10 protein-coding genes are annotated in these 12,466 nt (G+C 67.4%); 3 read left to right on the top strand and 7 right to left on the bottom strand.

The genetic code is table 11. The features are described from left to right. Positions 1–16: 16 nt before the first annotated feature. On the bottom strand, positions 17–871 hold the full coding sequence (locus DZC52_RS00110) for an NAD(P)-dependent oxidoreductase (RefSeq protein ID WP_116649087.1): 855 nt from the start codon (positions 869–871) through the stop codon (positions 17–19). Positions 872–1,019: 148 nt separating this feature from the next. Continuing rightward, a complete protein-coding gene (gene speA, locus DZC52_RS00115; protein WP_116649088.1) occupies positions 1,020–2,882 on the bottom strand; it encodes a biosynthetic arginine decarboxylase in 1,863 nt (620 codons plus the stop codon). Between the two features lie 77 nt (positions 2,883–2,959). On the opposite strand from speA, the gene speE reads away from it, so the two are divergent. From speE to DZC52_RS00130, 3 genes are all read left to right on the top strand, one after another. Continuing rightward, positions 2,960–3,796, top strand: a complete 837-nt coding sequence (speE, locus tag DZC52_RS00120) for a polyamine aminopropyltransferase (RefSeq protein WP_116649089.1) — start codon at positions 2,960–2,962, stop codon at positions 3,794–3,796. A gap of 94 nt (positions 3,797–3,890) precedes the next feature. Continuing rightward, complete coding sequence (locus DZC52_RS00125) at positions 3,891–5,345, top strand: tail fiber domain-containing protein (protein WP_147307559.1); 1,455 nt, start codon at positions 3,891–3,893, stop codon at positions 5,343–5,345. Between the two features lie 15 nt (positions 5,346–5,360). Beyond that, on the top strand, positions 5,361–6,374 hold the full coding sequence (locus tag DZC52_RS00130) for a hypothetical protein (protein WP_116649091.1): 1,014 nt from the start codon (positions 5,361–5,363) through the stop codon (positions 6,372–6,374). 7 nt (positions 6,375–6,381) lie between these two features. Here the strand turns inward: DZC52_RS00130 and DZC52_RS00135 are convergent, their stop codons facing one another. The 5 genes from DZC52_RS00135 to DZC52_RS00155 all read right to left on the bottom strand — a co-directional run bounded on the left by DZC52_RS00135 (position 6,382) and on the right by DZC52_RS00155 (position 12,412). Next, positions 6,382–7,926, bottom strand: coding sequence for a tetratricopeptide repeat protein (locus DZC52_RS00135; protein WP_181918686.1), 1,545 nt, complete (start codon positions 7,924–7,926; stop codon positions 6,382–6,384). Next, a complete protein-coding gene (locus tag DZC52_RS00140; RefSeq protein ID WP_116649093.1) occupies positions 7,923–9,611 on the bottom strand; it encodes a CRTAC1 family protein in 1,689 nt (562 codons plus the stop codon). Before DZC52_RS00140 ends, DZC52_RS00135 begins: the two co-directional genes overlap by 4 nt. 24 nt (positions 9,612–9,635) lie before the next feature. Continuing rightward, positions 9,636–10,070, bottom strand: coding sequence for a DUF3617 domain-containing protein (locus DZC52_RS00145; protein WP_116649094.1), 435 nt, complete (start codon positions 10,068–10,070; stop codon positions 9,636–9,638). A 168-nt stretch (positions 10,071–10,238) separates the two neighbouring features. Further along, on the bottom strand, positions 10,239–12,014 hold the full coding sequence (locus tag DZC52_RS00150; RefSeq protein WP_116649095.1) for a M56 family metallopeptidase: 1,776 nt from the start codon (positions 12,012–12,014) through the stop codon (positions 10,239–10,241). Beyond that, positions 12,011–12,412 (bottom strand): BlaI/MecI/CopY family transcriptional regulator, encoded by a 402-nt coding sequence (locus DZC52_RS00155; RefSeq protein ID WP_116649096.1) that lies wholly within the window; start codon positions 12,410–12,412, stop codon positions 12,011–12,013. The genes DZC52_RS00150 and DZC52_RS00155 overlap by 4 nt, the downstream gene beginning before the upstream one ends. Positions 12,413–12,466: the final 54 nt, after the last annotated feature.

Here is a 12,466-nt window from a genome sequence, read left to right on the forward strand (position 1 = left end):
TCCGCGGCCCGGCCGTTCAGTGTTTGTGGCGGAACAGCGCCGAGATGTCCCGGCCCGTCTCGCCGGCATTTACCAGCGCTTGGTAATCGCCCAGGGCCTGCCGGAGCACGGCGGAGTCGAAGCCGGCTTCGCGGCAGAGGTGGTCGCAGATTTTCAGGTCCTTGAGCAGCAGTTTCGGGTCGAATCCCGTTTCGAAGGAATCGGCCAGCATGGTGCGGCCGCGCTTGTCGAGGAACCAGTTGCCGGCCGCGCCGCCGCCGAGCAATTCCAGCATGGGTTCGCTGGGCAGGTCGAGGCGTTGCATCAGGGCCAGCGATTCGCAGACCGCTTCGGCGATGCCGGCGACCATCAGCTGGTTGACCGCCTTGGCCGACTGGCCGGCGCCGGAGGGGCCCAGGTGACGCATGACGCGCGCGTAGCTGTCGATGACGGGGCGGATCTTTTCGATCGCGTTCTCGTCGCCCCCGGCCATCACGGCCAGCTGGCCGTTCTTCGCGCCTTCCACGCCGCCGGTCACCGGCGCGTCGACAAAGGCCACGTCCAGCCCGGCCAGGTCTTCGGCGAGTTCGCGAGCGGTGATCGGCGCGACCGTGGAGTGGTCGATCACGACCTGGCCGGCACGCAGTGCCTCGCGCATCGCCGCGACGACTTCGCGCAGGTCGTCGTCGGCGGACACGCACAGGCAGATCACGTCGACCGATGCCGCCAGCGCGGCCGGCGAGTCCGCGGCCGTGATGCCGTCATGTTCGGCGGCGAAGTCCCGGGCTTTCTGGCCCGAGCGGTTCCAAACGGCCGCCAGGTGCCCGTCGCGGTGAAGATGCCCGGCCATGGGCAGGCCCATGGCACCCAGTCCGATCCAGCCCGTTTTCATACTCGCCTACTCCAATGTTGTCGTGCCGCCCCTGCCCCAGGATTCTTCACCTGAAACCTGAAACCTGAAACCTGAAACCTAACCTCCACCTTCAGCCCCCACACCCTGACGCCCCACCCAACCCCCGGAACCCCGAACCCCAAGAAACCTAGGTTTCCAGGTAGGTATAAGCCGACAGACCTTCAGCCAGCAGCCGTTCCAGGTCCTCGGCCTCTTCGCGCCCCAGGCCCGCGTTGGCCACGCGGGCGCGGCAGGCGGTCATCAGTTCGCGCGGATTGTAGCCGACCAGTTCCAGCAGCATGTCGGCGGAGTCGCCGGCGCGGGCGTTGTCCAGCCGGAAGCCGCCATCGCAGAGATGGACGTCGATGCTGTCGGTGTCGCCGAACAGGTTGTGGATGTCGCCCAGGGTTTCCTGGTAGGCCCCGGCCATGAAGATGCCGAGCAGGTAGGTCTCGTCCGGCTTGATGCGGTGGACCGGCAGGGTCGGTTCGAGCAGGCCGCGGTCGACGTAGCGGTCGATGCGGCCGTCCGAATCGCAGGTCAGGTCCTCGAGCACGGCGCGCTCGGTCGGTTCCTCGTCGAGCCGGCTCAGCGGCAGGATGGGAAAGACCTGGTCGATCGCCCAGATGTCGGGCAGGGACTGGAAGATCGAGAGGTTGATGAAGTACTTGGCCGAGAGCTGGTAGCGGATGCGCTCGCCCAGTTCGCGGTGACGGCGGTGCTCGGGATCGAGCTGGGTCGAGAGCTGCTCGAGAATGGCGTTGTAGATCGGCTCCAGCCGGGCACGATCGGACAGCGGCAGGTCGCCGTAAAGGAACAGGTTCCGGCCTTCCTCGAGCAGGTGCTCGGCTTCGAGAAAGCTCTCCTCGGGCTCGCGCTCGTCGGCCTGGGCCAGCACTTCGGACAGCCCGCGGATGACCGGCGGGTCGTCCTCGCCGCCGCCATGGGCGTCGCGCGGCAGGGTTTCGGTCTCGGTGACGTTGGTGACCAGCACGGCGTGGTGCGCAGTCAGCGCGCGGCCCGATTCCGAAAGCAGGTCCGGCATGGCCAGTTCGTGCTCGCGGCACAGCTCGGCGATGCCGCCGACGATGGCATGGGCGTACTGTCCCACCGAGTAATTCATCGAGCAGAAGCTGCGCGTGCCGCCGCCTTCGTAGTCCACGCCCAGTCCGCCGCCGATGTCGAGGCGCTTGATGGCGATACCGGCGCGCACCAGCTCCACGAAGTAGCGGCCGGCCTCGCGCACGCCGCGCTGGATGTCGCGCAGGTTGGAAATCTGCGAACCCATGTGGAAGTGCAGCAGGGTCAGCCAGTCGAGGCAGCCGCTCGAGCGCATCTCCTCGGCCAGCTTCAGGACCTGGCTGGCCGCCAGGCCGAACTTGGCCCGCTCGCCGCCGGTGTTCTGCCAGTTGCCGGTCCCCAGTGAGGACAGACGCAGGCGCACGCCGACCTCCGGGGTCACGCCCAGGCGCTCGGCCTCTCGGCGGATCAGCGGCCACTCGCCGGGTTTCTCGATGACGATCACCGGCTTGAGCCCGAGCTTGAGCCCGCTCAAGGCCAGGCGGATGTAGGCGGCGTCCTTGTAGCCGTTGCAGATGATCAGGCTGCCCGGGCGGCTGACGGCCAGGGCGGTGATCAGCTCCGGCTTGCTGCCGACCTCCAGCCCCAGCCCGTCGACCCTGGACAGGGTGCGCACCACGCTGGCCTGCTGGTTGACCTTGATCGGGTAGACCAGGTTGTAGCGCCCGCCGTAGTCGAGTTCGTCGATGGCGGTCTCGAAGGCTTCCCTGAGCTGCCCGGCGCGGGCGCGCAGGATGTCGGGAAAGCGCAGCAGCATGGGCAGGCGCAGGCCGTCGGCCCGCGCCCGCTCGACGATATCGGTCAGCGCGAGCCGCCGCTTGCGGTCAGGGCAGGCCAGAAGGCGGCCCTGTCCATCGAGGTCGAAGTAGCCTTCCGACCAGCGATCGATGGCGTAGCGACGGCGGGCGCGGGCAATGGTCTTGTCGGTCATGGCGCCAATTGTAGCGGGCAAGCAGGGCAATCATCCGGGTTAACATCTGCGCTGAATCCAAGCCCGAGCGAATCAACATGCTCCCAAGCGACCGCAAGTGGTTTACCGAGGTCAACGCCGAGGCCGGCAGCGCCGAGTCCTGGTCCATCGAGGCGCACCTGGCCCGCGAAGTGACCGACTTCCAGACCATCGACGTCTACCGCACCAGCCACTGGGGCAACCTGATGGTCATCGACGGCTTTGTCATGCTGACCACACGGGACAACTTTCTCTACCACGAGATGATGACGCATCCGGCGCTGTTCTCTCACCCCGAGCCCAAGCGGGTGCTGATTATCGGCGGCGGCGATTGCGGAACGCTCAGGGAGGTGCTTGCGCACGATTCGGTGGCGCGCTGCACCCAGGTGGAAATCGACGAGCAGGTCACCCGGCTGTCGGAAAAGTATTTTCCCGAGCTGTGCGAGCGTAACGGCGACCCCCGCGCCGAGCTGCTCTTCGATGACGGCCTGGCGCACGTCAAGAACCTGGAGCCCGGCAGCATGGACGTCATCATCGTCGACTCCACCGACCCGATCGGTCCGGCCGAGGGCCTGTTCGGTCCCGAGTTCGTCGTCGACTGCTACCGGGCGCTGGCCGACGGCGGGATGTTCCTGCAGCAAAGCGAGTCGCCGCTGCTGCACGGCAAGCTCATCGCCGGGATTCGCGACAACATGGACAAGGCAGGGTTTTCGACCATCCGGACGCTCGGGTTTCCGCAGCCCTGCTACCCCTCGGGCTGGTGGTCGGTCACGCAGGCCCGGAAAGGCGGAGAGATCGAACCGGTCAGCGCCGAGCGCTTCGCCGCCAGCGGCATCACCACGCGTTACTTCAACCCGGGAGTGCACGTGGGGGCGCTGGCGACGCAGTTGCCCTGATCCGCGGGAAGCGCAGATGCAAAAGGTTTGGCAGGATGTATTATGGATTCTCGTTATTGATGACGAGTGAACCGCAACCCCGGGACAACCAGCAATGAAAAAGAACCTGCTTGCGGGGATGATCCTCGCTCTTTCCGCGTCGCTGCCCACCGCGCTTGTCGCGGCCTCCGTCAGCGTCTCCCAGAAACCCGAACTGACCCCGGACGCGTTGCTTTGGCAGCTCGACGCCGAGCACGGCGGTGCGAGCTTGCGGGTCGTTCGACCCGATGGTCGTATCGAGGTCCATTCGGTCGGTGTCGACGAAGACGAGATTGCCTTCGGTATCGGTGACGAAGCCCTGCCGGATGGGGCCTATCTGTGGGAAATCAGTCTCGCTCCCCGGTTGACCGACGAACAGCGCTCGCAACTCGAACGTGCGCGCGAGGAGGATAGAGAGTTGCCGACCATGGCCGATATCCGGGGGGCTCGCGTTCAGGGCAGCTTCCGGGTCGTGGAAGGCTCGGTTTACGGTGTCTTGGAAGATGGCGTGGCGCCGGCCGGCGAGATCGAACGAACCAGCGGCACCCCCACTCCGCAGGCTGCGCCGCTGACCGGCGATCTGACGGTTCGCAACAGCCTGTGCGTCGGTTTCGACTGCGCCGATTCCGAATCCTACGGCGCCGATACCATCAGGCTGCGTGAGGATCGATTGCGGATCGCCTTCCTCGACGACAGCACCCTGGCGGGTTTTCCCGCCGGCGACTGGCAGATTCGAATCAACGAGGGTACCGGCGGCGGCGCCAATCTGTTCGCCATCGATTGGCTCGGGACCGGTTCGAACGGCAACGGCGACGATGCGCCCGCATCCACACCGTTTCGGATCGACGGCAACGCGCCCAGCAACTCCCTGTTCATCGCCAACGACGGCGATGTCGGTCTCGGTACGCCCACGCCCGCTCTTGAACTGCACGTTCGCGATGGCGATTCGCCCGCCCTCCGCCTGGAGCAGGACACTTCCTCCGGATTCGCCGCGCAATCCTGGGATATCGCCGGCAACGAGACCAGCTTTTTCGTCCGTGACGTAACCAACGGCAGCACCCTGCCGTTCAGGGTCCGGCCCGGTGCCGACAGCAATGCGCTGGTTGTCAGCGATGACAGTTTCGTCGGTATAGGGGTTCTTTCGCCGCAAGCGCGTCTTCACGTCGTCGGCGATGCCCGCATCGACGGTGCGCTCTACCAGCTCTCCAGTCGAGCGGCCAAGACGGGCTTCGAACGCCCGGATGCATCGACTCTGCTCGATGGGATCGAACAGCTCTGGCTGGGATTCTGGCAGTACAAGGAAGGTGACCGGGGAGCCAGGCACTTCGGTCCCACCGCCGAGGATTTCCACGCCGCCTTCGGGCTGGGCGGGGACGCACGGCATATCAGTCCCACTGATATGGCCGGCATTGCACTCGGCGCCACTCAGGCCCTGCGCGAAGAAATCGAGCGACGCGACAACACCATCGCGGACCTGGAGCGGCGTCTGCAACGCATCGAAGCCGCGCTCGACGTGCAGCCGACTCACTGAGGCAGAATTATGGCAATGCGTCAGGAATTCGCGGGTCGATTCGTGCGGGTGGCTCTGTGCGGCCTGGCCGCTCTGTTAGCGGCGGCGCCGGCTACCGCCGAACTGGTGGGGCTGGTGCACGACACCGCAGACGGCAGCCTCCAGGCGGTCGCCATCAACTCCGACACCGGTGCGGTCACGCCGGCGGGAGCGAGCGCCGCCGACTGTTGTCTGGTGCCGACCGGGCTTTCCGTGACGGATACGGCGGGAGAGCGTTTTTTTGTCGTGGGTGAGTGGACCGCCGGCGCCACCGCGGGATCCACCAGCCTGCACGAGCTGGGGTTCGACGGTCTTTTGGTCAACTCCGTGGTCCTGGCGGAGGTGCCGCGATCGGTGCTTGCCTGGGACGACCAGAACGCCCGCCTGATCTCTCTGCGCCACGAACCGGAAACCACGCTGCTGGCCATCGACCCCGTCAGCGGCGCGGTAAGCACGCTCGGGGGAGCGCAAACCGACTGCTGCGAGGTGATCGCGGGGGTGTCAGCCATCGATTCCGCCGGCCAACGGCTGTTCGTTGCCGGGCGCTCCTTCGGCGCCACGGACTGGTCGCTGCTCGAGTTCGACCTGGGCAGCGGCGCGGTCAGCGAGGCAGCCGTACTGCCGACCGGCCGTCCGGGGTTCATGCTCTATGACAGCGCCACGGGGCGGGTCGAGGTCATGATGCAGACTGCGCTTGCCGACTCAGGAAGCCTGGTCGCGATCGATCCGGCCACTGCCACCCTCGATACGCTGGCCACCTACAGCAATGGCGATTGCTGCCTTTACGCACCGGGCGACGGGGCGAGTCGCAGTGACGATGGCGAAGTGATCTGGGCCGCGGGTATCGGCGGTGCGAGCGCTGCGGGCTTTTTCGGCCAGTTCGCGCTGGGCCTCGATCGTCCCGTCGATATCCAGCCCATGGATGCCGGCTATCACATGCTCGCGCTGGTGGTCGACGGCAGCACGGTCGTTCCCGGCATCCTGTTCCGGGATCGCTTCGAACAGCCTTGAGCGGGGGTCAGGAACGGGGCCGCGCCTCGGGGGCGCCGCACTCCGGCGATCCGGCCAGTTCCAGCGACCATTGCGTGAGCATGGCGCGCAGCGCCTGCGCGGTGTCTCCGCGCGCTATCTGAGAGGAGATCCAGGCCAGGGCTTCACGGCAGCGCGCGTGGCGTTTGAGCAGGGTGTTTATATGCAGGGCCGCAAATTGCTCTGCACGGTTTCGCTCGTAGAGACGCTCGCTCAGCCGCGCGGCCAGCGAAAGGTCATCCGACTCCGGTTCCGCCGCGCGAACAAGGGCGTCGACCCACGCAGCCAGCACGGTGTCGCTGGCATCCGACAAGTCCTCGTGCGTGGCAAGCGCATAAGCCTCCTCACGGCGTTCGGCTTCCACCAGGGCCGTCAGTGCCTCGCTCCAGATCTCCAGATCGCGCTCGTTCTCCAGCGCCTGCAAAAGCTGGTCGGCGGCCGTGTCGGGATCGCCCAGGTCGAAGTGAATGCGGGCGCTTTCGATCAGCCGCCAGCGCACCGATTCGGTCCTGCCCGGTGCTGAGTCGATCGTGTCCAGAGCTTCCTGTGGCTGCCCGTTGCGGCGCAGCACGGCGACCAGGTTCTCCCGCGCCCGTTCGGCGCCCGGCTCGAGCTCGAGCGCCCGCGCCAGGCTCTTTCGTGCCGACTGCAGCTGCCCCAGTTCGGCCTGGGCGGTGCCCAGGTTGGTCCAGGCGACGGCGCTTGCAGGGTCGGCTTCGACGGCGCGCGTGAATGCGTCGGCCGCGCCCGCGACGTCCCCGGCCGACCAGGCCTTGCGGCCGCGGAGGATATGGATCCGCGAGCCGGCCGCGTGGGCGGCCAGGTATTCGGCTACGGGATCGTCGGGCGTGATGCCGATCTGGCCGGCCTTGGAGAGGTGCTCCTGCATGCCATCCGGGTCGCCGAGTCCCCGCAGGGCCATGGCCAGCGGGTAGTGCAGCCGATCGGCCCGGGGTTCGGCTTCCAGGGCGCTTTCGAGAAACTCTCTGGCTTGCTCGTATTGTTCCAGCGCAAGACGGGCCTCGCCCATGCCGGCCAGCGCCGCCGGCGCGCCATCGTCAATCTCCAGGGCACGCTGAAATGCCCGAACTCCCGGTTCGGCGCGACCGGCGTCCAGGTAAAGTCGTCCGATCCGCGTCCAGCCGGGCCCGGCGAGTGCGGGGTTGAGGGCGATGGATTCGAGAAACTGCCGGCGCGCATCGTCGGTTTCGCCGCGCTGGCCGAGAATGATGCCTTTCAGATAGGGCCAGCGACCGTCGAAGGGATCCGTTTCGGCTGCTCGTTGGTAGGCCGCCAGGCTCACGTTTTCGAATCCCGTGGCCTGATAGAGCATGCCCAGTTCGCCCCAGGCCTCGGCCAGGGTGGCGGCGCCGGCGTCCCTCGATTGTTCGACCAGAGCGCGCGCCGACTCGATCTGCGCTGCGAGCGCCGGATCCATGCCGGCAGTGTCGGGGTGTTCGATCTGCGCGGCCTGCGCGGTCGGCGCTATCGAATGGACCAGGATGGCCGCGATCAGGAGTCGGCGCCGGATCACGGCGCAGGCCTTTGGCCCTCGCCCTGGACCAGCGTGTGGTAGCTGCCGGCCGACAGGGCCTCGAATCGTTCCCGTGTTCCGTCGGCCCATGTGACGTCCACCGAAGCGGCTTCGTCTTCACCCTGCAGTGCGAACAGCAGGCGAGCATCGCGGGCCGAGAGGTAGCTGCCATCCGTTGCCGCTCGCTGTCGCTGGCCTTGCCCTTGTGTGAGCCGGCCCTCGGCGCCGAGGGCATCGCGCGACGGCTCGCCGGTCACCAGACGTACCCCTAGCCATTTGCCGGTGGTCGGCGCCCGGTTGTGCAGCAGCCGGGGGCGGTCGTGATTGTTGCAAATCAGGACGTCCAGGCGACCGTCGTTGTCGATGTCGCCGGTGGCCAGTCCGCGTCCGACGGCCGGCGCCAGCGCGGGATCGCCTTCCATGACCTGCTCGAAGCGCCGCGATCCGGTGTTGCGAAGCATCAGGTCACGCTGGGACAGCGGGAATCGGCTATCGGCCTGGCGCTGTGCCTCTATGACGCGTACGGCGCCGTTGGCGATCATCAGGTCGGGCAGCGCGTCGCGGTCGAAGTCGGCGAGCGCAACGCCGAAACCGGTGAACGGCAACGTGGTCGCGTGCAGGCCCCAGGCCGCGGTGTCGTCGAAGAAATCGCCCTGTCCCCGGTTGCGATAGAGCGTGTTGCTCTCGCCGGTCAGGTGCGTGAGCAGCAGATCCCAGTCGCCGTCGCCGTCGACGTCGGCGACGGCGATGCCCATTCCGGCTTCCATCTGGCCATGCCGGTTGACCGCCGTGCCGGTCAACAGGGCCTGTTCGGAAAAACGGTCGGCTTCGTTGCGCCAGAACTGGTTCATGTCGCCGTCGTTGGCCACGAACACATCGCGCCGGCCGTCACCGTCCAGGTCGACCACGGCCACACCCAGGCCGCGCAGAGGCGGGTGGTCGCCGAGCCAGTCCATTGTGGCGTCGTCAAAGCGCCCGTTGCCCTGGTTGAGGTAGAGCACATCGCGAGCGGCTTCGAACACGCCCGGACCGCAGTAGTCGCGCCGGGTGGACTCGGCCAGGCAGGTGGGGTTGGATTCCGGGTCGTAGTCCACGTAATTGGTGACGAACAGGTCGAGCCGTCCGTCCGAATCGATGTCGGCGACCGATGCGCTGGCGCCGAAGCCCGCGTGGGCCGTGCCGGAGGACTCGCTGATGTCGGTGAAGCTGCCGTCGCCGTTGTTGCGCCAGAGGCTGTTGGGCCCGTAGTTGGTGATGTAGAGGTCGGGGTGGCCGTTTCCGGTCAGGTCGCCGGCGGCCACGCCCATCCCGTAGCCTCGGGCGTCGAGGCCCGATTCGGCGGTGACGTCCACGAAGCGGATCCGGTCGCTTGAGGATGCATTGCGGTAAAGCCGGGTGGCTTCTCGAACTGGCGGCTCGGCATCGTGGCGCTTGTTCGGAACCGCGCCGCTTTGTACGAGCACGATATCGAGTCGGCCGTCGCCGTCGTAATCCACCAGGCCGCAGCCGCCGCCGACGATCTCGGGGTAGTGCCAATCGCCGCTGAGCCCGTTGTCGTGGCGAAAAACGAGGCCGCTGTCGGCGGTGATGTCTTCAAACTGAACGGCCCCGGGCAGTGCCGAGGCCGAAATCGTCAGGCAGTAGACCAGGAGCGCCGTTTTCGACGCCCCGCGTAAGGTGCCCATGCGCTCGGGGAATGCGTGCCGAGCTTACTCGGCCGGGCAGTCGCCGATGCGCTGGCCGGAGACGGTGATGGTCATCTGCATGGCGCCCATCGGGGTTTCCATGTTGCCGTTGATGGTGCCGTTGGCGGTATCGCCGGCGAACTGCATCTCGGCATCCATGGTCATCTGGGTGCCGTCGGGCTGGGTGCATACCATCGAGTAGTCCATGCCGTCGCGGCGCAGGTCCTTGTGGGTGATCTCGCACTCGTCGACGTCGTCGAGGAAGGCGTCGCCCTCGGCGATGTCCTCGGCGGTCACGCATTCTTCGCTGGTCTGGTTCTGGTCCGGGATCGGCACATCGCCGGAGAAGGTCATGCTGTTTTCGTACTTCCACAGGCCGGGCTCGATGTTCGGCGTCTCGGCGACGACGACGGTGGCCAGGCCAAGCGCCAGGGCGGCGGCAAGCGTGCGTGCAATCATTGTGTCACTCCTCGGGTTTGGGGAAACCGGGCCTCGGCCCGGCAATTTCTTGTCGACATGTTTCAGGTAACGCAAACGGCCACGCAGTCATGCCAGCCCACGAGGCAGTTTCAGGGCATTGTACCGCGGCTCATCCGGACAACCTGAGCGGCGGCTGAATACCCAGCCTCAGTAGCAGCGCGGTATGCGCGATCCGATGACCTTGCGGCACTCCCGCTCCGGCTCGTCGCCGAGATCGAAGGTGACCTCCAGGCGCACGCGGTGGTCGATGGGCTGGTCGTTTTCCCGGAAGGGTTCGAAACGCCAGTCCGCGATGGCCTCGCGCGCCGATTCTCCGAACGACAGGCCCCGGGGCGTCTCGTCGAGTACGCGCACGTCGCTGACGCTGCCGTCTCGGGTGACCAGGAATTCCACCTCGACGCTGCCGTCGATGCCGCGCTGCCTGGCGCGCACCGGGTATTCCGGCTCGATGCGTTCGAGCAGCTTGCCGCCGGCGGGCCGTGCCGCTTCGGCCGCTTTGGCCTGGGGCCGCGGCGCCGCGGGCAGTTCCGGCACGGCCAGGGCGGGTCGTTCCAGCATGGCCAGTTCGCGGCCGGCCGATTGCTCCAACGATGCTGCAACCGATCGATCGATCCATTCCGAGGCCGGCGGCAGGCGGTCGGTTTCCATCTTCGGCAGCGCGGGCGGCTCGGACGAGACGGGCGCCGGATCCGAACCGCCTGCGAGTTCGGCCGGCGTCCCGATCGGGTCGGGCGAGTCGACGTCAGGCACGGACTGCGCGACCCTTGCGGGCTCGTTCGCCGCCGGTGTCGGCCGGGCGTCTTCCTCCGTGCTGGCCGCCCTGGCCGGCGGGGGCGTTGTCTCCTGCGATCGAGCCGGTGCAGTGTCCGAAGCACGGGTCGGCTCGACCTCCGTCACGACGGATTCGCTCGGGGGCTCGTTCGCCGGCCGTTCGGTCTCGTCGCCGACGAACTGCAGTCCGCCGACCGCCGCCACGACCAGGGCCAGCAGCATCGCCGGTCCGGTCAGGCCGAGCTGGCGGTCGGGCCGGCCGCGCTCGACCAGGCGCCGGATGCGGCTGAGCATCTGTCCGTCGTGGACAGCCAGGGCCAGGCGCGGGCCCCGGAAACGGAGTTTCTCGAGTGACGCCAGCATTTCCACGTAGGCCAGTCGGTCGTCCGTGACCGCCACGGCGAGGTCGTCGCAGGCGTTTTCCCGCTCGACGCGGATGCGCCGGGAAACCCAGCGGACCACCGGGTGGTAGAAGAGAGCGGTTTCGACCACGGTCTGGCACAGGTTGACCAGGTGATCCAGACGGCGCACGTGGGCCAGCTCGTGTGCCAGCACCATCTCCAGCTGGCGCGTCGGCAGGCCGGTCATGACCGCCGGCGGCAGCAGGACCAGCGGCTTGAGCCAGCCGATGACCACCGGCGAGCGGATACCGTCCGACACGGCGACGGCCACCGGGCGGCCGATCGCCAGGCGGCGGGCGAGTGCGGTCAGCCGCGGTGCAAGCGATTCGGCCGCCACGCGGTCGGCGCTTCGCCTGAGCCTGCGAAGAAACTGCCAGCCCATCAGCAGGCGCGCGCTGAGCACGATCACGCCGGCCAGCCAGGCCGCCACGATCCACTGCATGATCGATGTGGCCTGGCCGTCTGTGGCGCCCGCCGCGAGGCCGGAAAGCGAGACCGCGGCCGATTGATTCGGGACCGCAGCGTTCGTTGCCGCCGCCGCGCCGTCGAGCAGGACGGCCAGCGTGACCGGCGGCGCCAGGGCGAGCAGCGCCATGGCGATCACCGCTGTCACATAGCGGGACTGTGCGCTCGCGCCTCGCATGAGGGGCAGCGAGGCCGCGTAGAGCAGGCCGATGAGGGCGCCTTGCCAGAGGAAGTGCAACAGCGACAGGCCGAGTGCCTCGACCAAGGCGTGATCGAGCCAGCTCATGCTTCGCTTTCCCCGTCGCTTTCGCTGCGCAGCCGCTGGACCAGTTGCTCGATGGCTTCGAGCTCCTCGGAACTGGCGGGCCGCGAGGTGCCCAGGGCCTGCAGGACGAGTTGCGAGGCCGATCCCTCGTAGACGCGATCCATGAAGTCGTCGAGCATCGCGCGCTGCGTGGGCTCCTCGCCCACCGCCGGCTGAAAGACGTGGGCGCGCTGCGAGTCGTCGCGCACCAGCAGGCCCTTGCCGTGCATGATCTGCATCTGCTTGAGCGTCGTCGTGTAGCTGTGGCCGGCGCTCACGCCGATGCCCTCGTGGACTTCGCGGACGGTCGACGGTCCGTGCTGCCACAGGAACTTGAGGATCTTGAGTTCGGAAGGCGTGGGTTTCGGTGTCGTGCTCATCGCTTGGCTCCGGAAGGCGGACGGCTGCAACGAATATTTTCGTAGGCGTGCAAT

The organism is Wenzhouxiangella sediminis (assembly GCF_003410055.1).
Taxonomy (GTDB): domain Bacteria; phylum Pseudomonadota; class Gammaproteobacteria; order Xanthomonadales; family Wenzhouxiangellaceae; genus Wenzhouxiangella; species Wenzhouxiangella sediminis.